This is a genomic window from Streptomyces sp. NPDC046308, assembly GCF_055588065.1.
The window spans coordinates 136,330-160,311 of record NZ_JBVJFB010000007.1 but is presented as its reverse complement, the minus strand read 5'-3'; the positions used below and the strand labels follow the sequence as shown (position 1 = coordinate 160,311).

General features: G+C 71.0%; 22 protein-coding genes. 21 read left to right on the top strand and 1 reads right to left on the bottom strand.

The features are described from left to right. Window positions 1-4 precede the first annotated feature (4 nt). The 13 genes from ACZ6JT_RS26690 to nusB all read left to right on the top strand — a co-directional run bounded on the left by ACZ6JT_RS26690 (window position 5) and on the right by nusB (window position 12,719). Complete coding sequence (locus tag ACZ6JT_RS26690; protein WP_469213525.1) at window positions 5-349, top strand: DUF6167 family protein; 345 nt, start codon at window positions 5-7, stop codon at window positions 347-349. Next, the gene (gene alaS / locus ACZ6JT_RS26685) at window positions 349-3,018 is read left to right on the top strand and encodes an alanine--tRNA ligase (protein ID WP_469213523.1); all 2,670 of its coding nucleotides are present in this window, start codon (window positions 349-351) and stop codon (window positions 3,016-3,018) included. Before ACZ6JT_RS26690 ends, alaS begins: the two co-directional genes overlap by 1 nt. A 2-nt stretch (window positions 3,019-3,020) precedes the next feature. Further along, entirely contained in the window at window positions 3,021-3,491 is a 471-nt protein-coding gene (ruvX, locus tag ACZ6JT_RS26680) for a Holliday junction resolvase RuvX (protein WP_469213521.1), read from the top strand. Window positions 3,492-3,619: 128 nt separating this feature from the next. Beyond that, on the top strand, window positions 3,620-5,362 hold the full coding sequence (gene mltG / locus ACZ6JT_RS26675; protein WP_469213520.1) for an endolytic transglycosylase MltG: 1,743 nt from the start codon (window positions 3,620-3,622) through the stop codon (window positions 5,360-5,362). A gap of 6 nt (window positions 5,363-5,368) precedes the next feature. Then, a complete protein-coding gene (locus ACZ6JT_RS26670) occupies window positions 5,369-6,193 on the top strand; it encodes a shikimate dehydrogenase (RefSeq protein WP_469213518.1) in 825 nt (274 codons plus the stop codon). Window positions 6,194-6,394: 201 nt separating this feature from the next. After that, on the top strand, window positions 6,395-7,579 hold the full coding sequence (gene aroC / locus ACZ6JT_RS26665; RefSeq protein ID WP_469213517.1) for a chorismate synthase: 1,185 nt from the start codon (window positions 6,395-6,397) through the stop codon (window positions 7,577-7,579). Then, window positions 7,576-8,094 carry a shikimate kinase gene (locus ACZ6JT_RS26660; protein WP_365477510.1) on the top strand — a complete coding sequence of 173 codons (519 nt, stop codon included), beginning with the start codon at window positions 7,576-7,578 and terminating at the stop codon, window positions 8,092-8,094. The genes aroC and ACZ6JT_RS26660 overlap by 4 nt, the downstream gene beginning before the upstream one ends. Then, on the top strand, window positions 8,091-9,182 hold the full coding sequence (gene aroB, locus ACZ6JT_RS26655) for a 3-dehydroquinate synthase (RefSeq protein ID WP_469213515.1): 1,092 nt from the start codon (window positions 8,091-8,093) through the stop codon (window positions 9,180-9,182). Before ACZ6JT_RS26660 ends, aroB begins: the two co-directional genes overlap by 4 nt. Continuing rightward, window positions 9,179-9,619, top strand: a complete 441-nt coding sequence (gene aroQ, locus ACZ6JT_RS26650; RefSeq protein ID WP_362803104.1) for a type II 3-dehydroquinate dehydratase — start codon at window positions 9,179-9,181, stop codon at window positions 9,617-9,619. Before aroB ends, aroQ begins: the two co-directional genes overlap by 4 nt. A gap of 92 nt (window positions 9,620-9,711) precedes the next feature. After that, window positions 9,712-10,482 carry an AAA family ATPase gene (locus ACZ6JT_RS26645; protein ID WP_469213513.1) on the top strand — a complete coding sequence of 257 codons (771 nt, stop codon included), beginning with the start codon at window positions 9,712-9,714 and terminating at the stop codon, window positions 10,480-10,482. A 72-nt stretch (window positions 10,483-10,554) separates the two neighbouring features. Then, window positions 10,555-11,661, top strand: coding sequence for a M24 family metallopeptidase (locus tag ACZ6JT_RS26640; RefSeq protein WP_376615540.1), 1,107 nt, complete (start codon window positions 10,555-10,557; stop codon window positions 11,659-11,661). Between the two features lie 59 nt (window positions 11,662-11,720). Further along, window positions 11,721-12,287 carry an elongation factor P gene (gene efp, locus ACZ6JT_RS26635; RefSeq protein WP_030706328.1) on the top strand — a complete coding sequence of 189 codons (567 nt, stop codon included), beginning with the start codon at window positions 11,721-11,723 and terminating at the stop codon, window positions 12,285-12,287. Window positions 12,288-12,290: 3 nt separating this feature from the next. Further along, complete coding sequence (gene nusB / locus ACZ6JT_RS26630) at window positions 12,291-12,719, top strand: transcription antitermination factor NusB (protein WP_469213511.1); 429 nt, start codon at window positions 12,291-12,293, stop codon at window positions 12,717-12,719. A 159-nt stretch (window positions 12,720-12,878) separates the two neighbouring features. On the opposite strand, the gene bldD is transcribed toward nusB, so the two are convergent. After that, on the bottom strand, window positions 12,879-13,379 hold the full coding sequence (gene bldD / locus ACZ6JT_RS26625) for a transcriptional regulator BldD (protein ID WP_215018902.1): 501 nt from the start codon (window positions 13,377-13,379) through the stop codon (window positions 12,879-12,881). A gap of 289 nt (window positions 13,380-13,668) precedes the next feature. On the opposite strand from bldD, the gene pyrR reads away from it, so the two are divergent. The 8 genes from pyrR to pyrF all read left to right on the top strand — a co-directional run bounded on the left by pyrR (window position 13,669) and on the right by pyrF (window position 23,706). After that, entirely contained in the window at window positions 13,669-14,244 is a 576-nt protein-coding gene (pyrR, locus tag ACZ6JT_RS26620; protein ID WP_030706334.1) for a bifunctional pyr operon transcriptional regulator/uracil phosphoribosyltransferase PyrR, read from the top strand. Between the two features lie 111 nt (window positions 14,245-14,355). Next, the gene (locus ACZ6JT_RS26615) at window positions 14,356-15,339 is read left to right on the top strand and encodes an aspartate carbamoyltransferase catalytic subunit (RefSeq protein ID WP_469213509.1); all 984 of its coding nucleotides are present in this window, start codon (window positions 14,356-14,358) and stop codon (window positions 15,337-15,339) included. Window positions 15,340-15,341: 2 nt separating this feature from the next. Next, the gene (locus tag ACZ6JT_RS26610) at window positions 15,342-16,628 is read left to right on the top strand and encodes a dihydroorotase (RefSeq protein ID WP_469213508.1); all 1,287 of its coding nucleotides are present in this window, start codon (window positions 15,342-15,344) and stop codon (window positions 16,626-16,628) included. After that, the gene (locus tag ACZ6JT_RS26605) at window positions 16,625-17,206 is read left to right on the top strand and encodes a PH-like domain-containing protein (protein ID WP_469213506.1); all 582 of its coding nucleotides are present in this window, start codon (window positions 16,625-16,627) and stop codon (window positions 17,204-17,206) included. The genes ACZ6JT_RS26610 and ACZ6JT_RS26605 overlap by 4 nt, the downstream gene beginning before the upstream one ends. Beyond that, a complete protein-coding gene (carA, locus tag ACZ6JT_RS26600; RefSeq protein WP_469213504.1) occupies window positions 17,203-18,366 on the top strand; it encodes a glutamine-hydrolyzing carbamoyl-phosphate synthase small subunit in 1,164 nt (387 codons plus the stop codon). The genes ACZ6JT_RS26605 and carA overlap by 4 nt, the downstream gene beginning before the upstream one ends. Then, window positions 18,359-21,667 carry a carbamoyl-phosphate synthase large subunit gene (carB, locus tag ACZ6JT_RS26595; RefSeq protein ID WP_469213502.1) on the top strand — a complete coding sequence of 1,103 codons (3,309 nt, stop codon included), beginning with the start codon at window positions 18,359-18,361 and terminating at the stop codon, window positions 21,665-21,667. Before carA ends, carB begins: the two co-directional genes overlap by 8 nt. 90 nt (window positions 21,668-21,757) lie before the next feature. Then, window positions 21,758-22,867, top strand: coding sequence for a quinone-dependent dihydroorotate dehydrogenase (locus tag ACZ6JT_RS26590; RefSeq protein ID WP_469213500.1), 1,110 nt, complete (start codon window positions 21,758-21,760; stop codon window positions 22,865-22,867). Beyond that, entirely contained in the window at window positions 22,864-23,706 is an 843-nt protein-coding gene (gene pyrF / locus ACZ6JT_RS26585) for an orotidine-5'-phosphate decarboxylase (RefSeq protein ID WP_469213498.1), read from the top strand. Before ACZ6JT_RS26590 ends, pyrF begins: the two co-directional genes overlap by 4 nt. Window positions 23,707-23,982 lie beyond the last annotated feature (276 nt).

Sequence of the window (23,982 nt, the reverse complement as noted above, 5' to 3'; positions counted from 1 at the left end):
GCCGATGTTCCGCCGAGCCTTCTGGTTCACCGCCGGCGCAGCCGCCGGCGTGTGGGCCACCACCAAGGTCAACCGTCAGCTGAAGAAGCTGACACCGGAGAGTCTCGCGGCCCAGGCGGCCGACAAGGCCGTCGAGGCGGGCCACCGCCTCAAGGACTTCGCCCTCGACGTCAAAGCGGGAATGACGCAGCGCGAGGACGAGCTGAACGACGCACTGGGGCTGCACCAGGACCCCGACCGGCCCGACAACGTCACCGCCCTGCCCGGGCCGCGGCGGCTGCGGGCCATCGAGAACGACCACACCACCCACCGACCAACGTTGTCGTACGACCGGAATGAGGACCACTGATGGAGTCGGCTGAAATTCGCCGCCGCTGGCTGAGCTTCTTCGAGGAGCGCGGTCACGCCGTTGTCCCTTCGGCGTCGCTCATCGCGGACGACCCGACTCTGCTGCTGGTCAACGCGGGCATGGTCCCCTTCAAGCCGTACTTCCTCGGCGAGACCAAGCCGCCGGCCCCCCGCGCCACCAGCGTGCAGAAGTGCGTCCGTACGCCGGACATCGAAGAGGTCGGCAAGACCACCCGCCACGGCACGTTCTTCCAGATGTGCGGCAACTTCTCCTTCGGGGACTACTTCAAGGAAGGCGCCATCAAGTACGCCTGGGAGCTGCTCACCAGCTCCGTGGCGGACGGCGGCTACGGCCTGGAGCCCGAGAAGCTCTGGATCACCGTCTACCTCGACGACGACGAGGCCGAGCAGATCTGGCGCGAGAAGATCGGCGTCCCCGCCGAGCGCATCCAGCGCCTGGGCAAGAAGGACAACTTCTGGTCCATGGGCGTCCCCGGCCCCTGCGGCCCGTGCTCGGAGATCAACTACGACCGCGGCCCGGAGTTCGGCGTCGAGGGCGGCCCGGCCGTCAACGACGAGCGCTACGTGGAGATCTGGAACCTGGTCTTCATGCAGTACGAGCGCGGCGCCGGTGACGGCAAGGAAGACTTCCCGATCCTCGGCGACCTGCCGTCGAAGAACATCGACACCGGTCTCGGCCTCGAACGCCTCGCGATGATCCTGCAGGGCGTGCAGAACATGTACGAGACCGACACCCTGCGCGTGGTCATGGACAAGGCCACCGAGCTGACCGGTGTCCGGTACGGCGCCGCCCAGGGCACCGACGTGTCGATGCGCGTGGTCGCCGACCACATCCGCACCTCCGTCATGCTCATCGGCGACGGCGTGACCCCCGGCAACGAGGGCCGCGGCTACGTGCTGCGCCGCATCATGCGCCGCGCCATCCGCAACATGCGCCTCATGGGCGCCACCGGCCCGGTCGTCCAGGACCTCGTCGACGTCGTGATCAACACGATGGGGCAGCAGTACCCGGAGCTGGTCACCGACCGCAAGCGCATCGAGACCGTCGCGCTCGCCGAGGAGGCCGCCTTCCTCAAGGCCGTCAAGGGTGGCACCAACATCCTCGACACCGCCGTGACCGAGACCAAGGCCGCCGGCGGCACGGTCCTCTCCGGCGACAAGGCGTTCCTGCTCCACGACACCTGGGGCTTCCCGATCGACCTCACCCTGGAGATGGCCGCCGAGCAGGGCCTCTCCGTGGACGAGCCCGGCTTCCGCCGCCTCATGCAGGAGCAGCGCGACCGCGCCAAGGCCGACGCCAAGGCCAAGAAGACCGGTCACGCCGACGTCTCCTCGTACCGCGAGATCGCGGACAGCGCCGGGGCCACCGAGTTCACCGGCTACGCCACCAACCAGGGCGAGTCCACCATCGTCGGCCTCCTGGTCAACGGCGTCTCCGCGCCGGCCGCCTCCGAGGGCGACGACGTCGAGGTCGTCCTCGACCGCACCCCCTTCTACGCCGAGGGCGGCGGCCAGCTCGCCGACCAGGGCCGCATCAAGCTCGACTCGGGCGCGGTCATCGTCGTCCGCGACGTGCAGCAGCCGGTCCCGGGCGTCTCCGTACACAAGGGCTCCGTCCAGGTCGGCGAGGTGACGGTGGGCGCCTCCGCGTACGCCGCCATCGACGTCAGCCGCCGCCGGGCCATCGCCCGCGCCCACTCGGCCACGCACCTGACCCACCAGGCGCTGCGCGACGCCCTCGGCCCGACCGCCGCCCAGGCCGGTTCGGAGAACTCGCCCGGCCGCTTCCGCTTCGACTTCGGTTCGCCGAACGCCGTTCCCGGCTCGGTCCTCACCGACGTCGAGCAGAAGATCAACGACGTGCTCTCGCGCGAGCTGGACGTCACCGCCGAGATCATGAGCATCGACGAGGCCAAGAAGCAGGGCGCCATCGCCGAGTTCGGCGAGAAGTACGGCGAGCGCGTGCGCGTCGTCACCATCGGCGACTTCTCCAAGGAGCTGTGCGGAGGCACGCACGTCGGCAACACCTCCCAGCTGGGTCTGGTGAAGCTGCTCGGCGAGTCCTCCATCGGCTCCGGCGTGCGCCGCGTCGAGGCCCTCGTCGGCGTGGACGCGTACAACTTCCTCGCCAAGGAGCACACGGTCGTCGCCCAGCTCCAGGAGCTGGTCAAGGGCCGTCCGGAGGAGCTGCCGGAGAAGATCGCCTCCATGCTCGGCAAGCTGAAGGACGCCGAGAAGGAGATCGAGAAGTTCCGCGCGGAGAAGGTCCTCCAGGCCGCCGCCGGGCTCGCCCAGAACGCCCAGGACATCCACGGCGTCGCCCTCGTCGTCGGCCAGGTGGCGGACGGCATCGGCGCCGACGACCTGCGCAAGCTGGTCCTCGACGTCCGCGGCCGCATCCCGGGCGACCGCCCGGCCGTCGTGGCCCTGTTCACGGTGGCGGGCGACCGCCCGCTGACCGTCATCGCCACCAACGAGGCCGCCCGCGAGCGCGGCCTCAAGGCCGGCGACCTGGTCCGTACGGCCGCCAAGACCCTCGGCGGCGGCGGTGGCGGCAAGCCGGACGTCGCCCAGGGCGGCGGCCAGAACCCGGGCGCCGTCCCGGAGGCCATCAGCGCCGTCGAGCGCCTCGTCGTCGAGACGGTCTGACGATGACGCTGCGCCGCGGCCGCCGGCTCGCCATCGACGTCGGGGACGCCCGGATCGGGGTCGCCTCGTGCGACCCCGACGGGGTGCTCGCCACTCCGGTGGAAACCGTTCCGGGCCGGGACATCCCCTTCGCCCACCGGCGGCTGCGGCAGCTCGTCGAGGAGTACGAGCCCCTCGAAGTCGTGGTCGGCCTCCCCCGCTCGCTCAGCGGGCGGGAGGGGCCGGCCGCGGTCAAGGTGCGCGCCTTCGCCAGCGAACTGGCCAAGGGCATCAAGCCGGTGACGGTCCGTCTGGTGGACGAGCGGATGACCACGGTCACCGCCGCCCAGGGGCTGCGGGCCTCCGGGAAGAACGCGAAGAAGGGCCGGTCGGTCATCGACCAGGCGGCCGCTGTGGTGATCCTTCAGAACGCTCTTGAGACCGAACGGGTATCAGGTAATCCGCCTGGTGAGTGCGTCGAAGTGGTTGTCTGATCGCGATACGGTAACGTTCCGCGCGATGAGACGGCATTCGAACAGCCGTCGCCCACCGTCAAAGAGGCGGAACCGGGTGCCGCGGACGACGGAGTCCGTGGCCTCCGTCTCGCGGCTCTAGGGGACCGATGACTGAGTATGGCCGGGGCCGTGGCCCCGAACCCTGGCACCCCGAGGATCCCCTTTACGGGGACCAGGGGTGGACCGGGCACCAGACCCAGCAGGGCCAGGCGCCCTACGGCGGTGACCCGCAGCAGGAGTACCCGCAGGAGGCCCGGTACCAGCAGCAGTACCCCGAGCAGTACCAGCAGTACCCACAGCAGTACCCGGAGTACGAGCAGCAGCAGTACCAGCAGCAGTACTCCGACCAGCAGTACGCCGCGCAGCAGGAGGCCTATGCCCCGCAGCAGGCGTACGCCCCCCAGCAGCAGGTCTACGCCCCTCAGCAGCCCCAGCAGCCCCAGCAGCCGGTCTACGACAACCAGGGCTGGGACACCGGCCAGGGCCAGTACGTGGCCGCGGTGCAGGCCGACCCCTACGTGGGCGCGGACCCTTACGCGCAGCAGACCGTCGCCGGCTACCCCGGCGAGGCCCCCGACCTCTACACCACGCCCGAGGCCTACCCGCCGCCGCAGCCGCCGGGCCGGCGCCACCTGGAACCGGAACCGGTCGAGGAGGAGACGGAGGAGCCCGAGACCGGCTTCCTCGCGGGCGGCGGCGACGGCGACGACGATGGAGACGAGCCCGGCCGCCGGGGCGGGCGTTCGAAGAGCGGCAAGCCGAAGAAGCGCAGCGGCATGGCCTGCCTGATCGCGGCCGTGGTCATCCTCGGCGTGGTCGGCGGTGGCGGCTACTACGGCTACTCGTACATCAAGGCGAGGTTCGGCGCGGCCGAGGACTTCGCGGGTGAGGGCACGGACGAGCTGGTCGACGTGGAGATCCCCAAGGGCGCGCTCCTGGGGCAGATGGGCCGGATCCTCAAGGACGCTGGCGTGGTCGCCAGCGCCCAGGCCTTCGTCGACGCCGCGAACACCAACCCCAGGAGCAAGCTGATCCAGCCCGGCATCTACCCGATGAAGAAGAAGATGTCGGGTGCCGCCGCCGTCGCGCTGATGATCGACCCGAGCAAGCTGAACGTCATCACCGTCACCGAGGGCATGCGCAACGCCAAGGTGTACGAGGCGATCGACAAGAAGCTCGGCAAGCCGGAGGGCACCACCCGCGAGATCGCCCTGCGCGACGCCAAGAGCCTCGGCCTGCCGGCCTGGGCCGGCAACAACCCGAAGCTCATGGACCCCCTCGAGGGCTTCCTCTACCCGATGCGCTACGACCTCAGCAAGGACAGCACCCCCGAGTCGCTGCTCAAGGTGATGGTCAAGAACGCGACCGACAAGTACGCGGAAGCGGGCGTCGAGGCCAAGGCCAAGGAGCTCGGCCTGGACAACCCGCTCCAGGTGATCACGGTCGCCAGCCTCGTCAACGCCGAGGGCAAGAACCACGACGACTTCCGGAAGATGTCCGAGGTGGTCTACAACCGCCTGAAGAAGACCAACGACGTCACCAACCAGAAGATCGAGTTCGACTCGACGTACAACTACGCCAAGGGCCAGAGCGAGATCAACTTCAACCTCAAGGAAGCCCAGGCCTTCAACAACCCGTACAACACGCACTTCATCAAGGGACTGCCCGTCGGCCCGATCGGCAACCCCGGCCTGGACGCGCTGACCGCTACGCTCAACCCGGATCACGGCGGGTGGATGTTCTTCGTGTCGGTCGACGGCAACACGACGACCTTCACCAAGACCTACGACGAGCACCTCAAGCTCGTCGCCGAGTTCCAGGAACGGCAGAAGCAGAAGAACGGCGGGTAGCAGGACATGTCACGGATACGGGCCGCGGTGCTGGGTTCGCCCATCGAGCACTCCCTCTCACCGGTGCTGCACCGCGCCGCCTACCAAGAGCTCGGCCTCGACGACTGGTCGTACGACCGCTTCGAGATCGACGAGGCCGCGCTCCCGGAGTTCGTCGCCGGACTCGGCCCCGAGTGGGCCGGGCTGTCGCTGACGATGCCGCTCAAGCGGGCGGTCATCCCGCTGCTGGACGGCATCAGCGACACGGCCGCGTCCGTCGAGGCGGTCAACACGGTCGTCCTCACCGAGGACGGCCGGCGCCTCGGCGACAACACCGACATCCCCGGCATCGTCGCCGCGCTCCACGAGCGCGGCGTCGAGAAGGTGCCCTCGGCCGCCGTCCTGGGCGCCGGGGCCACCGCCTCCTCGGCGCTCGCCGCGCTCTCGCGGATCTGCACCGGCGAGGTCACGGCGTACGTCCGCTCGCGGGCACGCGCCGACGAGATGCGGCAGTGGGGCGAGCGGCTCGGGGTGCCCGTCCGCACCGCCGACTGGTCCGAGGCCGCCGGGGCACTGTCCGCGCCCCTGGTCATCGCCACCACCCCGGCCGGGGCCACCGACGAACTGGCCGCCGCCGTGCCCGATGCCCCGGGCACCCTCTTCGACGTCCTCTACGACCCCTGGCCGACGGCCCTCGCGGCCGCCTGGTCGCGGCGCGGGGGCAAGCTCCTCGGCGGCCTGGACCTCCTGGTGCACCAGGCGGTCCTCCAGGTCGAGCAGATGACCGGGCGCACCCCGGGCCCCCTCGCCGCCATGCGGGCCGCGGGAGAACGGGCGCTCGCCGCCCGCTAGGCCCCGCGGACGATCCTCGCAGTGTGTCAGAAAACGGTCAATTCCGGGCGTCCGGCCGGGAACCGGGGGGATCAGGCGTCCGATAGCTGGACCGGGGCCCGGCAAACCCGTCCGGACATGGGAGGATCGGGGTGAGGCGGGTCCGGGCCGCGCACCCCGATCGCGCCGTCGCTGTACCAGGCGCGAGCATGAGGAGCATCGTTGAGCAGGTTGCGTTGGCTGACCGCCGGGGAGTCGCACGGACCGGCGCTGGTTGCGACGCTGGAGGGCCTTCCCGCCGGCGTCCCGGTCACCACCGAGCTGGTGGCCGACCACCTGGCCCGGCGCCGGCTCGGCTATGGCCGCGGTGCCCGGATGAAGTTCGAGCAGGACGAGATCACCTTCCTGGGCGGTGTCCGGCACGGCCTGTCGCTGGGTTCGCCCGTGGCCGTCATGGTCGGCAACAGCGAGTGGCCCAAGTGGGAGACGGTCATGTCGGCCGACCCGGTGGACCCCTCGCTGCTCAAGGACACCGGCCGCAACGCGCCGCTCACCCGCCCGCGGCCCGGCCACGCCGACCTCGCCGGCATGCAGAAGTACGGCTTCGACGAGGCCCGGCCGATCCTGGAGCGCGCCAGCGCCCGTGAGACCGCCGCCCGCGTCGCCCTCGGCGCGATCGCCCGCTCCTTCCTCAAGGAGGTCGCCGGCATCGAGATCGTCTCGCACGTGGTGGAACTGGCCGCGGCCAAGGCCCCGTACGGCGTCTACCCGACCCCCGCCGACGTCGAGAAGCTCGACGCCGACCCGGTGCGCTGCCTCGACGCCGACGCGAGCAAGGCGATGGTCGCCGAGATCGACCAGGCCCACAAGGACGGCGACACCCTCGGCGGCGTCGTCGAGGTGCTGGCCTACGGCGTCCCCGTCGGCCTCGGCTCGCACGTCCACTGGGACCGCCGGCTCGACGCCCGCCTCGCCGCCGCCCTCATGGGCATCCAGGCCATCAAGGGCGTCGAGGTCGGCGACGGCTTCGAGCTCGCCCGCGTGCCCGGCTCGAAGGCCCACGACGAGATCGTCTCCACCCCCGAGGGCCTCAAGCGCACCTCCGGCCGCTCCGGCGGCACCGAGGGCGGTCTGACCACCGGTGAGCTGCTGCGCGTACGCGCCGCGATGAAGCCCATCGCGACCGTCCCGCGCGCCCTGGCGACCGTGGACGTGGCCACCGGAGAGGCGACCGTGGCCCACCACCAGCGCTCCGACGTGTGCGCCGTGCCGGCCGCCGGGATCGTCGCCGAGGCCATGGTCGCCCTCGTCCTGGCCGACGCCGTCGTCGAGAAGTTCGGCGGCGACTCGGTCCCGGAGACCCGCCGCAACGTCCGCTCGTACCTCGACCACCTGCAGATCCGGTGACGGGCGGACCGCTGGTCGTCCTCGTCGGCCCCATGGGGTCCGGCAAGTCCACGGTGGGGGCGCTGCTCGCCGAGCGGCTCGGCGTCCCCTACCGGGACACCGACGCCGACATCGTCGCGGCCGAGGGCCGGGAGATCTCCGACCTCTTCGTCGACGAGGGCGAGCCGTACTTCCGTGAGCTGGAACGGCGGGCGGTCGCCGCCGCCGTCGCCGAGCACACCGGAGTCCTCGCCCTCGGCGGCGGCGCCGTCCTCGACGAGGGCACCCGCGAGCTGCTCGCCGGCCTGCCCGTCGCCTACCTGTCGATGGACGTCGAGGAAGCCGTACGGCGCGTGGGCCTCGGCGCCGCGCGCCCGCTGCTCGCCGTCAACCCGCGCCGCCAGTGGCGCGAGCTGATGGACGCGCGGCGCCCCCTGTACACCGAAGTCGCGCGCGTCGTGGTGGCCACCGACGACCGCACCCCCGAAGAGGTCGCCCAGGCGGTCCTCGACGCTCTGGAGTTGAAGGACGTATGACAGACCAGGTGACGCGGATCCAGGTCGGCGCCAGCGCCGGACACGACGCGTACGACGTGCTCGTCGGCCGGCAGCTGCTCGGCGAGCTCGGCTCCCTGATCGGTACGAAGGCCCAGCGGGTCGCCGTGATCCACCCCGAGGCGCTCGCGTCGACGGGTGAGGCGCTGCGCGACGACCTCGCCGAGCAGGGACACGAGGCGGTCGCCATCCAGGTGCCGAACGCCGAGGAGGCCAAGACCATCGAGGTGGCCGCCTACTGCTGGAAGGCCCTCGGCCAGTCCGGCTTCACCCGCACCGACGTCATCGTCGGCGTCGGCGGCGGAGCCACCACGGACCTCGCGGGCTTCGTCGCGGCCTCCTGGCTGCGCGGGGTGCGCTGGATCGCCGTACCGACCACCGTCCTCGCGATGGTGGACGCGGCCGTCGGCGGCAAGACCGGCATCAACACCGCCGAGGGCAAGAACCTGGTGGGCGCCTTCCACCCGCCGGCCGGCGTGCTGTGCGACCTCGCCGCGCTGGACTCGCTGCCGGTCAACGACTACGTCAGCGGCCTCGCCGAGATCATCAAGGCCGGATTCATCTCCGACCCGAAGATCCTCGACCTGATCGAGGCGGACCCGGCCGCCGCCCGCACGCCCGACGGCCCGCACACGGCCGAGCTCATCGTGCGCTCCATCCAGGTCAAGGCCGACGTGGTCTCCAGCGACCTCAAGGAGTCGGGCCTGCGGGAGATCCTCAACTACGGCCACACCCTCGCGCACGCCATCGAGAAGAACGAGCGCTACAAGTGGCGGCACGGCGCGGCCGTCTCGGTCGGCATGGTCTTCGCCGCCGAACTCGGCCGGCTCGCGGGCCGGCTCGACGACGCGACCGCCGACCGGCACAAGGAGATCCTGGCCGCGGTCGGGCTGCCGCTCACCTACCGCGGCGACCAGTGGCCCAAGCTGCTCCAGACCATGCAGGTCGACAAGAAGTCCCGCGGCAACCTGCTGCGCTTCATCGTCCTCGACGCACTGGCCAAGCCGACCGTCCTGGAGGGCCCCGACCCGGCGCACCTGATCGCCGCCTACGGCGAGGTGTCGGCGTGAGCCGCCCGGTGCTCGTGCTGAACGGACCGAACCTGGGCCGGCTCGGCTCGCGCGAGCCCGACGTGTACGGGGCCACCTCGTACGCCGGACTGGTCGAGAGCTGCCGCACGCTGGGCGAGGAGCTCGGCTTCGACGTCGAGGTCCGGGAGACCAACGACGAGGGGGAGCTCGTGCGTTGGCTGCACGAGGCGGCGGACGGGAAGATCCCCGTGGTCATCAACCCGGGGGCCTTCACCCACTACTCGTACGCGATGCGGGACGCGGCCGCGCAGCGCACGGCGCCGCTGATCGAGGTGCACATCTCGAACCCGTACGCCCGCGAGGAGTTCCGGCACACCTCGGTCATCGCGGCCGTGGCGACCGGCACGGTGGCGGGCTTCGGGATCGGTTCGTACCGGCTGGCGCTGCGCGCACTGGCGGAGGAGATCTCCGCCTGACACCCTGCCCGGCGGTGCTGGTGGACGGTCTGGCCTCCGTGGTCATATAACGTTCTCGCATCAGTCGCCGGAACGAGACGGAGTGGCAGCGGATGCAGCAAGGAGTGGGGGGCGGGGGAGCGGGCTGGGGTCAGCCGGGACCGCACCCGGCGGCGCCCCCGCAGCCGCCCATAGCCCCGGCGCAGGGCTGGCCGGGCCAGCCCCAGCACCAGCCCCCGCCGCAGCACGGGCACCAGCCCCCGCCGCATCCGATGCCGTCCCTGTCGGAGGCCACCGGTCACATCCCGCTGCCGCCCGCGGTGGCGGGCACCGGAGGGGCCGTCCTCGCCGTGCTCCTGATCGGCCCGGCGGGCGCCGGCAAGACCACCGTGGCCCGGCACTGGGCGAGCACCCGGCCGGTGCCGACCGCCCACGTCAGCCTCGACGACGTCCGCGAGTGGGTGTGCTCGGGCTTCGCCGACCCGCAGGCGGGCTGGAACGAGCACTCCGAGGCCCAGTACCGGCTCGCCCGCCGCACCTGCGGCTTCGCCGCACGCAACTACCTCGCGAACGGCATCTCCTGCATCCTGGACGACGCCGTCTTCCCCGACCGGCCCGTGGTCGGGCTGGGGGGCTGGAAGCGGCACGTGGGCCCCACGCTGCTGCCCGTGGTGCTGCTGCCCGGCCTGGAGATCGTGCTGGAACGCAACGCGGCCCGCTCCGGCAACCGCCGGCTCTCCGACGAGGAGGTCGCGCGGATCCACGGCCGGATGGCCGGCTGGTACGGCTCGGGCCTGCCGATCATCGACAACTCCCACCTCGACGTCGAAGGCACCGCGCGCGCCCTCGACGAGGCGCTGGCCCGGGCCCTGACAGGGCCGTAGGCACGGCCCCGCACGCCCCGTCCGGACGCGCTCACCAGGCCGGATCCGCGGCGCACTCGTACGCTCGAAGACATGTCAGACGTGTACGCCGCCCGCCGGGGCCTGCTTCGCGACCGATGCGCCGCTGCGGGAAACGCCGCCGCACTGATCACGCGTCCGGCGAACGTCCGCTACCTCTCGGGGGCGTCCCCGCTCGGTGCCGTACTGCTGGTCGGGCCCACCGATGACGTGCTGTTCTGCGCCGGCGCACCCACCGGGGAGGCCGACGAGGGGCGGCTCGACGAGCACCTGAGGGTCTCCGTGCTGGGGAACCCCGGTGCCGACCCGGCGGTCGCGGCCGCCGACATGGCCGCCGGAGTACGGGCCGACTCGCTCGCGGTGGAGGAACACCACATCACGGTCGGCCGGCACCGCGCCCTGCGCTCGGTGGCGCCCAGGCTGCGCCTCGCCGACCTCGGCACCGCGGTGGAGCAGCAGCGCCTCGTCAAGGACGAGGAGGAGATCGCCTGCCTGCGGATCGCCGCCGAGATCGCCGACCAGGCGCTCGGCGAGCTGCTGGAGTCCATCCTCGTCGGGCGCACCGAACGGCACCTGGCCCTGGAGCTGGAGCGCCGGCTCGTCGACCACGGGGCGGACGGCCCCGCCTTCCCCACCTCCGTCGGCACCGGCCCCCACTCGGGCCGCTCCCGCCACCGGCCCTCCGACCGACGGGTGGAGGAGGGCGACTTCCTCTCGGTCTGCCTCGGCGCCAACTACCGCGGCTACCGCTGCGAGATCGGCCGCACCTTCGTGATCGGCACCAGCCCCGCGGACTGGCAGATCGCGCTGTACGACCTCGTGTTCACCGCCCAGCGGGCCGGCCGCGAGGCCCTGCTGCCCGGTGCGGCGTACCGGGACGTGGACCATGCCGCACGTTCCGTCCTGGACTCCGCGGGCCACGCGGAAGCCCTGGCTCCGTCGACCGGACACGGTGTGGGCCTCGAAATCGACGAGGACCCGCAGCTTGCACCTACGGCAATGGGTAAACTGGACGCTTGCGTGCCGGTCACCGTCGAACCGGGGGTTCACCTCCCGGGCCGGGGAGGTGTCCGGATCGATGACACGCTCGTCGTGCGCCCCGAGGCGGACGGCGGTCCAGAGCTACTCACCATTACGACCAAGGAGCTGCTCGCGCTCTAGCCCGCTCCGCCGGGCTGTGCGCGCACCCGTGGTCTTCCAGTGCAGGAGATTCCGCAACCGTGGCTTCCACGAACGACCTCAAGAACGGCATGGTGCTGAAGCTCGACGGGGGCCAGCTCTGGTCCGTCGTCGAGTTCCAGCACGTCAAGCCCGGCAAGGGCCCGGCCTTCGTGCGCACCAAGCTCAAGAACGTGCTCTCGGGCAAGGTCGTCGACAAGACCTTCAACGCCGGCGTCAAGGTCGACACGGCCACCATCGACCGCCGCGACATGCAGTTCTCGTACATGGACGGCGACTACTTCGTCTTCATGGACATGGACACCTACGACCAGCTGATGGTCGACCGCAAGGCCGTCGGCGACGCCGCCAACTTCCTGATCGAGGGCTTCACCGCCTCCGTGGCCCAGCACGAGGGCGAGGTGCTCTACGTCGAGCTCCCGGCCGCGGTCGAGCTCAAGATCCAGCACACGGACCCGGGCGTCCAGGGCGACCGCTCCACCGGCGGCACGAAGCCCGCCACGCTGGAGACCGGCTACGAGATCCAGGTCCCGCTCTTCATCACCACCGGCGAGACGGTCAAGGTCGACACCCGCACCAGCGACTACCTCGGCCGGAAGAGCAACTAACCCGTGGCTGCTCGGAGCAATGCGCGCAAGCGCGCCTTCCAGATCCTTTTCGAGGCCGACCAGCGCGGGGTGCCCGTTCGCGAGGTCCTCGCGGACTGGATCCGCCACGCGCGGTCGGACGACCGTCAGCCGCCGGTCAGCGCCTTCACGATGGATCTCGTCGAGGGGTACGCCGACAAGGTGAACCGCATCGACGACCTGATCGTCACCTACGCCGTGGACTGGGAGCTCGACCGCATGCCGGTCGCGGACCGGAACATCGTGCGGCTCGGTGCCTACGAGCTGATCTGGGTGGACGACACCCCGGATGCCGTGGCCATCGACGAGGCCGTGCAGCTGGCCAAGGAGTTCTCGACGGACGAGTCCCCCTCGTTCGTGAACGGGCTGCTGGCCCGGTTCAAGGACCTGAAGCCGAGCCTGCGCCGCGAGTAGCCTCCGGCGGTTCGGCACAGCGGAGGGGCCGCAGCGCATGCGCTGCGGCCCCTCCGCTTTTCTCGTCCTCCCCCGCACGCGAAAACCGGCGGGGGCCGGGAACCCTCTCGGGCTCCCGGCCCCCGCCGGTAACGTTTCTGCTGGTCCTGGAACCGGGGACTAGATGTCCTCGTGCGCCACCGCGCGGCGCGCGTCCGCGTCCAGCACGCCCCAGTTGATCAGCTGTTCGGTCAGGACCGAGGGGGACTGGTCGTAGATGACGGCCAGGGTGCGCAGGTCGTCCTGGCGGATCGACAGCACCTTGCCGTTGTAGTCGCCGCGCTGGCTCTGGATCGTCGCCGCGTAACGCTGCAGCGGGCCGGCCTTCTCGGCGGGAACGCCCGCCAGGCGCTCCAGGTCGAGACGCAGCTTCGGCGGCGGCTCGGCCGCTCCGCCGGGAGTCGTGCCCGGCAGCAGTTCCTGCACCGGAACCCCGTAGAAGTCGGCCAGCTCGGCAAGACGCTGGACGGTCACGGCGCGGTCCCCGCGCTCGTAGGACCCGACCACCACGGCCTTCCACCGGCCCTGGGACTTCTCCTCGACACCGTGGAGGGAAAGGCCCTGCTGGGTGCGGATGGCGCGGAGCTTGGCCCCGAGCTGTTTGGCGTATTCGCTGGACATAACGCTCCCGGACGCTGTGACGCTGTGACGACATGGACGCTGTGACGACATTGACCACGTGCGGCTCCGCCGCGCGGCTGGTAACTCACTGTGAGGTTACGCAGCGTTACTTGGATGCGTCAAGCCGAATGGTCCTCGTCGCCCCCTCACGCGGGGCCCCAGCGGCCCCGTGGGAGCCCCTGCGCCCCAGGCCGGTGCCCGACGACCGGCCGCACCCTGGTACCGTGGGACGCGTACATCAGACGTCCTTTAAGGTCCGTCCCGTGAGGCGGAGAAGGAGGTCCTTTTCATGGACACCCAGCAGCAGCCCGATTCCATGCGCCCGGTACTGGAAGCGCAGGACATCGCGCGGGTCCTGACCCGCATCGCCCACGAGATCGTCGAACGCGCCAAGGGCGCCGACGACGTGGTGCTCCTCGGCATTCCCACCCGCGGTGTGTACCTCGCCCGCCGGCTGGCCGCCAAGCTCGAAGAGATCACCGGCACGAAGATCCCGGTCGGCTCCCTCGACATCACCATGTACCGCGACGACCTGCGGATGAAGCCCGCCCGCGCGATCGGCCGCACCGAGATCCCCGGCGACGACCTCGACGGCCGCCTCGTCGTCCTCGTCGACGACGTGCTCTTCTCCGGCCGCACGATCCGCGCCGCGCTCGACGCCCTCGGCGACCTCGGCCGCCCGCGCGCCGTGCAGCTCGCCGTCCTGGTCGACCGGGGCCACCGCGAACTGCCGATCCGCGCCGACTACGTCGGCAAGAACCTCCCCACGTCGCTGCGGGAGACCGTCAAGGTCCAGCTCCAGGAGGAGGACGGCCGTGACGCCGTGCTGCTCGGCCAGCGGACCGCCCAGGCAGCAGGCCTGTAGCCCGCACGGAGAACGGGCCCCCGACGGGGGTCCGCGCCCGAGCCTGCCCTGCCCGCTCGCACCCGCACGTCAGTCCGCCTGCCTGCCCTCCCGACCTACGGAGCCATCCAGATGAAGCGCCACCTCATCTCGGCCGCCGATCTCACGCGCGACGACGCCGTCCTGATCCTCGACACCGCCGAGGAGATGGCCCGCGTCGCGGACCGGCCGATCAAGAAGCTGCCCACCCTGCGCGGTCTCACGGTCGTCAACCTCTTCTTCGAGGACTCGACCCGCACCCGGATCTCCTTCGAGGCGGCCGCCAAGCGGCTCTCCGCGGACGTCATCAACTTCTCCGCCAAGGGTTCCTCCGTTTCCAAGGGCGAATCCCTGAAGGACACCGCGCTGACCCTGGAGGCCATGGGCGCCGACGCGGTCGTCATCCGCCACCACGCCTCCGGCGCGCCCTACCGGCTCGCGACCTCCGGCTGGATCGACTCCGCCGTGGTCAACGCCGGCGACGGCACCCACGAGCACCCCACCCAGGCCCTGCTGGACGCCTTCACCATGCGCCGCCGCCTGGTCGGCCGCGACGCCGGCCTCGGCAAGGACCTGAACGGCCGCCGGATCACCATCGTCGGCGACGTCCTGCACAGCCGCGTGGCCCGCTCCAACGTCCACCTGCTGCACACCCTCGGCGCCGAGGTCACCCTCGTGGCCCCGCCCACCCTGGTCCCCATCGGCGTCGAGACCTGGCCCTGCGAGGTCTCGTACAGCCTCGACGACGTGCTGCCGAAGTCCGACGCGGTCATGATGCTGCGTGTGCAGCGCGAACGCATGAACGCCGCCTTCTTCCCGACCGAGCGCGAGTACTCCCGCCGGTACGGGCTCGACGGCGACCGCATGGCGAAGATGCCCGAGCACGCCATCGTGATGCACCCCGGCCCGATGAACCGCGGCATGGAGATCACCGCCCAGGTCGCCGACTCCGACCGCTGCACGGCCGTCGAGCAGGTCGCCAACGGCGTCTCCACCCGGATGGCCGTCCTGTACCTGCTGCTCGGAGGCTCCGAGCCCGCCGTCACCACCACCGCCCGCACCCAGGAGAGCAAGTAACCATGAGCAAGATCCTTATCCGTGGCGCGAAGGTACTCGGTGGCGAGGCGCAGGACGTCCTGATCGACGGCGAGACCATCGCCGAGGTCGGGCAGAACCTCTCCGCGGACGGCGCGACCGTCATCGAGGCCGCCGGCCAGGTCCTCCTCCCCGGCCTCGTCGACCTCCACACCCACCTGCGCGAGCCCGGCCGCGAGGACTCCGAGACCGTCCTGACCGGCACCCGCGCCGCCGCCTCCGGCGGCTACACCGCCGTGTTCGCCATGGCGAACACCTTCCCGGTCGCCGACACCGCCGGCGTCGTCGAGCAGGTCTGGCGCCTGGGCAAGGAGTCCGGCTACTGCGACGTCCAGCCCATCGGCGCCGTCACCGTCGGCCTGGAGGGCAAGCAGCTCTCCGAGCTGGGCGCCATGCACGACTCCGCCGCCCGCGTCACCGTCTTCTCCGACGACGGCAAGTGCGTGGACGACGCCGTGATCATGCGCCGCGCCCTGGAGTACGTGAAGGCCTTCGGCGGCGTCGTCGCCCAGCACGCCCAGGAGCCCCGCCTCACCGAGGGCGCCCAGATGAACGAGGGCATCGTCTCCGCCGAGCTCGGTCTGGGCGGCTGGCCGGCCGTCGCCGAGGAGTCGATCATCGCCCGCGACGTCCTCCTCGCCGAGCACGTCGGCTCCCGCGTCCACATCTGCCACCTCTCCACCGCCGGCTCCGTCGAGATCGTCCGCTGGGCCAAGTCCCGCGGCATCGACGTCACCGCCGAGGTCACCCCTCACCACCTCCTCCTCACCGACGAGCTCGTCCGCTCCTACAACGCGGTCTACAAGGTCAACCCGCCGCTGCGCACCGAGCGCGACGTCATGGCCCTGCGCGAGGCGCTCGCCGACGGCACGATCGACATCGTCGCCACCGACCACGCCCCGCACCCGCACGAGGACAAGGACTGCGAGTGGGCCGCCGCCGCCATGGGCATGGTCGGCCTGGAGACCGCGCTCTCCGTCGTCCAGCAGACGATGGTGGAGACCGGACTGCTCGACTGGGCGGGCGTCGCCGAGCGCATGTCCTTCGCCCCGGCGCGCATCGGCGCCCTGGAGAACCACGGCCGACCCGTCTCGGCAGGTGAACCCGCGAACCTGACCTTGGTCGATACCTCGTACCGTGGTGTCGTGGACCCCGCACACTTCGCCTCCCGCAGCCGCAACACGCCTTACGAGGGCCGTGAGCTGCCGGGGCGCGTCACTCACACCTTCCTGCGGGGCCGGGCAACGGTCGTGGACGGGAAACTGGCGTGACACCTGCAGTAATCCAACTGGCCGCCGAGGCCGCCGAACGACAGTCGGCGGAGGTGACCAGCTTCGGCGCCCGCATGGCGTGGGTGATCGGCCTGGCCGTCTTCGTCGCGTTCGTCTACTGGCTGATGCGGCAGGGCTGGAAATGGCGCGGCGCTCTGCAGAACGACCTGCCGGAGCTGCCCGCCGCCCCCGACGGCCTCCCCGAGCATCGGCTGGCCCTGACCGGCCGGTACCACGGGTCCACCACCGCCGGGCAGTGGCTCGACCGGATCGTCGCCCACGGTCTGGGCGTCCGCAGCAGGGTCGAGCTCACGCTCACCGACGCGGGCCTCGACGTGGTCCGTCCGGGGGCCACCGACTTCTTCGTACCGGCCGCGCAGCTGCGCGGCGCCCGCCTCGACAAGGGAATCGCGGGCAAGGTACTCACCGAGGGCGGTCTGCTCGTCGTCACCTGGGCGCACGGCGACAAGCTGATCGACTCCGGATTCCGCTCCGACCGCGCGGCCGAACACGCCGCCTGGGTCGAAGCCATCAACCTCATGAACCAATCCATCACGACGGAAGGCGCCGAACGATGACGACCTCCACCAGGGGAGCAGCCAAAGCTCCCGCCGTACTCGTCCTGGAGGACGGTCGGATCTTCCGCGGCCGCGCCTACGGCGCTGTGGGGGAGACCTTCGGCGAGGCCGTGTTCTCCACCGGCATGACCGGATACCAGGAGACCCTCACCGACCCGTCGTACCACCGGCAGGTCGTCGTGATGACCGCCCCGCACGTGGGCAACACCGGCGTCAACGACGAGGACCCCGAGTCCTCCCGCATCTGGGTGGCCGGCTACGTCGTCCGCGACCCCGCCCGCGTCCCCTCCAACTGGCGGTCGCAGCGCTCGCTGGACGAGGAGCTCGCCCGGCAGGGCGTCGTCGGGATCTCGGGCATCGACACCCGGGCCCTGACCCGCCACCTGCGCGAGCGCGGCGCCATGCGCGTCGGCATCTTCTCCGGCGACGCCTGGACGGGCATCCGCGACGAGGCCCTGCTGGCCAAGGTGCAGTCGCAGCCGCAGATGAAGGGCGCGAACCTCTCCGCCGAGGTCGCCACCAAGGAGGCGTACGTCGTCCCCGCGATCGGCGAGAAGAAGTTCACCGTCGCCGCCGTCGACCTCGGCATCAAGGGCATGACCCCGCACCGGATGGCCGAGCGCGGCATCGAGGTGCACGTGCTGCCCGCCACCGCCACCGTCGAGGACGTCTACGCCGTCTCCCCGGACGGGGTGTTCTTCTCCAACGGTCCCGGCGACCCGGCCACCGCCGACCACGCCGTCTCCGTCATGCAGGGCGTCCTCGCGCGCAAGACCCCACTCTTCGGCATCTGCTTCGGCAACCAGATCCTCGGCCGCGCGCTGGGCTTCGGCACCTACAAGCTGAAGTACGGCCACCGGGGCATCAACCAGCCGGTGCAGGACCGCACCACCGGCAAGGTCGAGATCACCGCGCACAACCACGGCTTCGCCGTCGACGCGCCCCTCGACAAGGTGTCCGACACCGCCTACGGCCGTGCCGAGGTCTCGCACGTCTGCCTGAACGACAACGTCGTGGAGGGCCTCCAGCTGCTCGACCAGCCGGCCTTCTCCGTCCAGTACCACCCCGAAGCCGCCGCCGGCCCGCACGACGCCGCGTACCTCTTCGACCGTTTCACGTCTTTGATGAGCACCGCCCAGATGGAGGCCGAGCGTGCCTAAGCGCACCGATATCCAGTCCGTCCTGGTCATCGGCTCCGGCCCGATCGTCATCGGACAGGCCGCCGAGTTCGACTATTCCGGCACCCAGGCCTGCCGCGTCCTCAAGGCCGAGGGCCTGCGGGTCATCCTGGTCAACTCCAACCCCGCGACGATCATGACCGACCCGGAGATCGCCGACGCCACGTACGTCGAGCCGATCACCCCCGAGTTCGTCGAGAAGATCATCGCAAAGGAGCGCCCCGACGCGCTGCTCCCCACCCTCGGCGGCCAGACCGCGCTCAACACCGCGATCTCCATGCACGAGCAGGGTGTGCTGGAGAAGTACGGCGTCGAGCTCATCGGCGCCAACGTCGAGGCCATCAACAAGGGCGAGGACCGCGACCTCTTCAAGGGCGTCGTCGAGGCCGTCAAGGCCAAGATCGGTTACGGCGAGTCCGCCCGCTCGGTCATCTGCCACTCGATGGACGACGTCCTGGCAGGCGTCGAGACCCTCGGCGGCTACCCCGTCGTCGTCCGCCCCTCCTTCACCATGGGCGGCGCCGGCTCCGGCTTCGCCCACGACGAGGACGAGCTGCGCCGCATCGCCGGCCAGGGCCTCACGCTCTCCCCGACCACCGAGGTGCTCCTGGAGGAGTCCATCCTCGGCTGGAAGGAGTACGAGCTGGAGCTGATGCGCGACACCAAGGACAACGTGGTCGTCGTCTGCTCCATCGAGAACTTCGACCCGATGGGCGTCCACACCGGCGACTCCATCACCGTCGCCCCGGCGATGACGCTGACCGACCGCGAGTACCAGCGGCTGCGCGACATCGGCATCGCGATCATCCGCGAGGTCGGCGTCGACACCGGCGGCTGCAACATCCAGTTCGCGATCGACCCGGCCGACGGCCGCGTCATCGTCATCGAGATGAACCCGCGCGTCTCGCGCTCCTCGGCGCTCGCCTCCAAGGCCACCGGCTTCCCGATCGCCAAGATCGCCGCCAAGCTGGCCATCGGCTACACGCTCGACGAGGTCCCCAACGACATCACCGAGAAGACGCCGGCCTCCTTCGAGCCGTCCCTCGACTACGTCGTCGTCAAGGCCCCGCGCTTCGCCTTCGAGAAGTTCCCGCTCGCCGACGCCACCCTCACCACCACCATGAAGTCGGTCGGCGAGGCGATGGCCATCGGCCGCAACTTCACCGAGGCGCTGCAGAAGGCCCTGCGCTCCCTGGAGAAGAAGGGCTCGCAGTTCACCTTCGTCGGCGACCCGGGCGACAAGGAAGAGCTGCTGCGCACCGCGGTCCGCCCGACCGACGGCCGCATCAACACCGTCATGCAGGCCATTCGCGCCGGCGCCACCCAGGAAGAGGTCTTCGAGTTCACGAAGATCGACCCCTGGTTCGTCGACCAGCTCTTCCTCATCAAGGAGATCGCGGACGAGCTGACCGCGGCCGACAAGCTCTACCCCGAGCTGCTCGCCGAGGCCAAGCGCCACGGCTTCTCCGACGCCCAGATCGCCGAGATCCGCGGCCTGCGCGAGGACGTCGTCCGCGAGGTCCGCCACGCGCTGGGCGTCCGCCCGGTCTACAAGACGGTCGACACCTGCGCCGCCGAGTTCGCCGCGAAGACCCCGTACTTCTACTCCTCGTACGACGAGGAGAGCGAGGTCTCGCCCCGCGAGAAGCCCGCGGTGATCATCCTGGGCTCCGGCCCGAACCGCATCGGCCAGGGCATCGAGTTCGACTACTCCTGCGTCCACGCCTCCTTCGCGCTCAGCGACGCCGGCTTCGAGACCGTGATGGTCAACTGCAACCCGGAGACCGTCTCCACCGACTACGACACCTCCGACCGCCTGTACTTCGAGCCGCTGACGCTCGAGGACGTGCTGGAGATCGTCCACGCGGAGTCGCTGGCCGGCCCCATCGCCGGTGTCGTCGTCCAGCTCGGCGGCCAGACCCCCCTGGGTCTCGCCCAGGCGCTCAAGGACAACGGCGTGCCCGTGGTCGGCACCTCCCCGGAGGCGATCCACGCCGCCGAGGACCGCGGCGCCTTCGGCCGGGTCCTCGCCGAGGCCGGCCTGCCGGCCCCCAAGCACGGCACCGCCACCACGTTCACGGGCGCGAAGGCCATCGCCGACGAGATCGGCTACCCGGTCCTCGTCCGCCCGTCCTACGTGCTCGGCGGCCGCGGCATGGAGATCGTCTACGACGAGGCCCGCCTCGAGTCGTACATCGCCGAGTCCACCGAGATCTCCCCGACCCGCCCCGTGCTGGTCGACCGCTTCCTCGACGACGCCATCGAGATCGACGTCGACGCCCTCTACGACGGCCACGAGCTCTACCTCGGCGGCGTCATGGAGCACATCGAGGAAGCCGGCATCCACTCCGGCGACTCCGCCTGCGCCCTGCCCCCGATCACCCTCGGCGGCTACGACATCAAGCGCCTGCGCGCCTCCACCGAGGCCATCGCCAAGGGCGTCGGCGTCCGCGGCCTGATCAACATCCAGTTCGCGATGGCCGGCGACATCCTCTACGTCCTGGAGGCCAACCCGCGCGCCTCCCGGACCGTCCCCTTCACGTCGAAGGCCACCGCCGTCCCGCTCGCGAAGGCCGCCGCCCGCATCTCGCTCGGCACCACCATCGCCGAGCTGCGCGAGGAGGGCCTGCTGCCGAAGACCGGCGACGGCGGCACCCTGCCGATCGACGCGCCGATCTCCGTCAAGGAGGCCGTCATGCCGTGGTCGCGCTTCCGCGACATCCACGGCCGCGGCGTGGACACCGTCCTCGGCCCGGAGATGCGCTCCACCGGCGAGGTCATGGGCATCGACGCCGTCTTCGGCACCGCCTACGCCAAGTCGCAGGCCGGCGCCTACGGCCCGCTGCCCACCAAGGGCCGCGCCTTCATCTCCGTCGCCAACCGCGACAAGCGCTCGATGATCTTCCCGGCGCGCGAGCTCGTCGCCCACGGCTTCGAGCTGATGGCCACCTCCGGCACCGCCGAGGTGCTGCGCCGCAACGGCATCAACGCCACCGTGGTGCGCAAGCTCAGCGAGGGCGAGGGCCCGAACGGCGAGAAGACCATCGTCCAGCTGATCCACGACGGCCAGGTCGACCTGATCGTCAACACCCCGTACGGCACCGGCGGCCGCCTCGACGGCTACGAGATCCGCACGGCGGCCGTGGCCCGCAGCGTCCCCTGCCTGACCACGGTCCAGGCGCTCGCCGCGGCCGTCCAGGGCATCGACGCGCTCAACCGCGGCGACGTGGGCGTGCGCTCCCTCCAGGAGCACGCGGAGCACCTGACCGCGGCCCGCGACTAAGCAGCCCGTACAGCCCGGAAACGGGAGGGGGGACACCGGTTTCACGACGGGTGTCCCCCTTTCCATGAGCGCAGAGGGATCCTCTCGACGATGTACGAACTCTTCTTCAACCTGGTCTTCAAGCGGATGGACCCGGAGAAGGCCCACTACACGGCCTTCCGCTGGATCCGCCTCGCCGCCCGCACCCCCGTGCTGCGCACCTTCGTCGCGGCCTACCTCGCCCCCCGCCACAAGGAGCTCCGCACCGAGGCCCTCGGCCTGCGCATGCACGGCCCCTTCGGCCTCGCGGCCGGCTTCGACAAGAACGCCGTGGCCATCGACGGCATGTCGATGCTCGGCTTCGACCACGTCGAGATCGGCACGGTCACGGCCGAGCCGCAGCCCGGCAACCCCAAGAAGCGGCTGTTCCGCCTCGTGCCGGACCGCGCGCTGATCAACCGGATGGGCTTCAACAACGAGGGCTCCGCGGCCGTCGCGGACCGCCTGGCGGCCCGCCGCCCCGTCTTCAGGACGGTCGTCGGCGTCAACATCGGCAAGACGAAGGTCGTGCCGGAGGAGGAGGCGGTGGCGGACTACGTCGCCTCCACCGAGCGGCTCGCCCGCCACGCCGACTACCTCGTCGTGAACGTCTCCTCGCCGAACACCCCGGGTCTGCGCAACCTGCAGGCCACCGAGTCGCTGCGCCCGCTGCTGACGGCCGTACGGGAGGCCGCGGACCGCACTGTGACCGACCGCCGGGTCCCGCTGCTGGTCAAGATCGCCCCCGACCTGGCCGACGAGGACGTCGACGCGGTCGCCGACCTGGCCCTGGAGCTGGGACTCGACGGCATCATCGCGACCAACACCACCATCGCGCGCGAGGGCCTCGGCCTGAAGTCCTCCCCGTCCCTGGTGAAGGAGACCGGCGGACTGTCCGGCGCCCCGGTCAAGGAGCGCTCCCTGGAGGTCCTGCGCCGCCTGTACGCCCGCGTGGGCGACCGACTGGTCCTGATCGGGGTCGGCGGCATCGAGAACGCCGAGGACGCCTGGCAGCGGATCCTCGCCGGGGCCACGCTGATCCAGGGCTACAGCGCCTTCATCTACGAGGGCCCCTGCTACGCCCGCGCCATCCACAAGGGCCTGGCCGCGCGCCTGGCCGTCAGCCCGTACGCGACGCTCGCCGAAGCGGTGGGCGCCGAGACCCGAAAGGCCGCGAAGTGAGCCCTGTGACCCCGTTCGGCACCCGCCTGCGCCAGGCGATGGACACCCGCGGCCCGCTGTGCGTGGGCATCGACCCGCACGCCGAGCTGCTGGCCCAGTGGGGCCTGTCCGACGACATCGCGGGCCTGGAGCGGTTCTCCCGCACCGTCGTGGAGGCGCTCGCGGAGTCGGTGGCGGTCTTCAAGCCGCAGGCGGCCTTCTTCGAGCGGTTCGGCTCGAAGGGCGTGGCCGTCCTGGAGCAGACCGTCGCCGACGCCCGCTCGGCCGGGACCCTGGTCGTCATGGACGCCAAGCGGGGCGACATCGGCTCGACCATGGCCGCGTACGCCTCGGCCTTCCTGGACCCGGCCTCGCCGCTGTTCTCGGACGCGCTGACGGTCTCCCCGTACCTGGGCTACGGCTCCCTGAAGCCCGCGGTGGAGCTGGCCCGCACCTCCGGCGCCGGTCTGTTCGTGCTCGCCCTGACCTCGAACCCGGAGGGCGCGGAGGTCCAGCGGGCGGTCCGCGAGGACGGCCGGACCATCGGCGCGACGATGCTGGCGCACCTGGCGGCGGAGAACTCGGACGCCGCCCCGATGGGGTCCTTCGGCGCGGTGGTCGGTGCCACGCTCGGCGACCTGTCCTCCTTCGACCTGGACATCAACGGGCCGCTGCTGGCCCCCGGCATCGGCGCGCAGGGCGCGACGGCGGCGGACCTGCCGGCGGTGTTCGGCAAGGCCGTCCGCAACGTCGTCCCGAACGTGTCGCGGGGCGTCCTCAAGCACGGTCCGGACGTCGCGGCGCTGCGCGACTCCGCGCGGCGGTTCGCCGACGAGATCGGCGAGGCCGTTTCCGCGTAATCGCCCGCCCGTGGAGGCCGCCCGCGACTCCCGCGGCGCGGCCTCTCGCAGTTCTTGGCGAAACCCGAACGCTCTTCATCGGACAAAACAGAGGTATTTTGTCCGTGATGTACGGTTCAGTGGAGGCTGACCAGGACTTTTCGTCCGTTCTCGCTGACTGGAGCGGTGTGGGCCGCTAGTCTCCGAGCAGAGTGAACGTGCAGCGAACGCGTTTCGATCGCTGTTCGGGAGCTCGCCAGGTGTGGTGCCTTCGGGCTGCCCACCGGTCCGTATCCG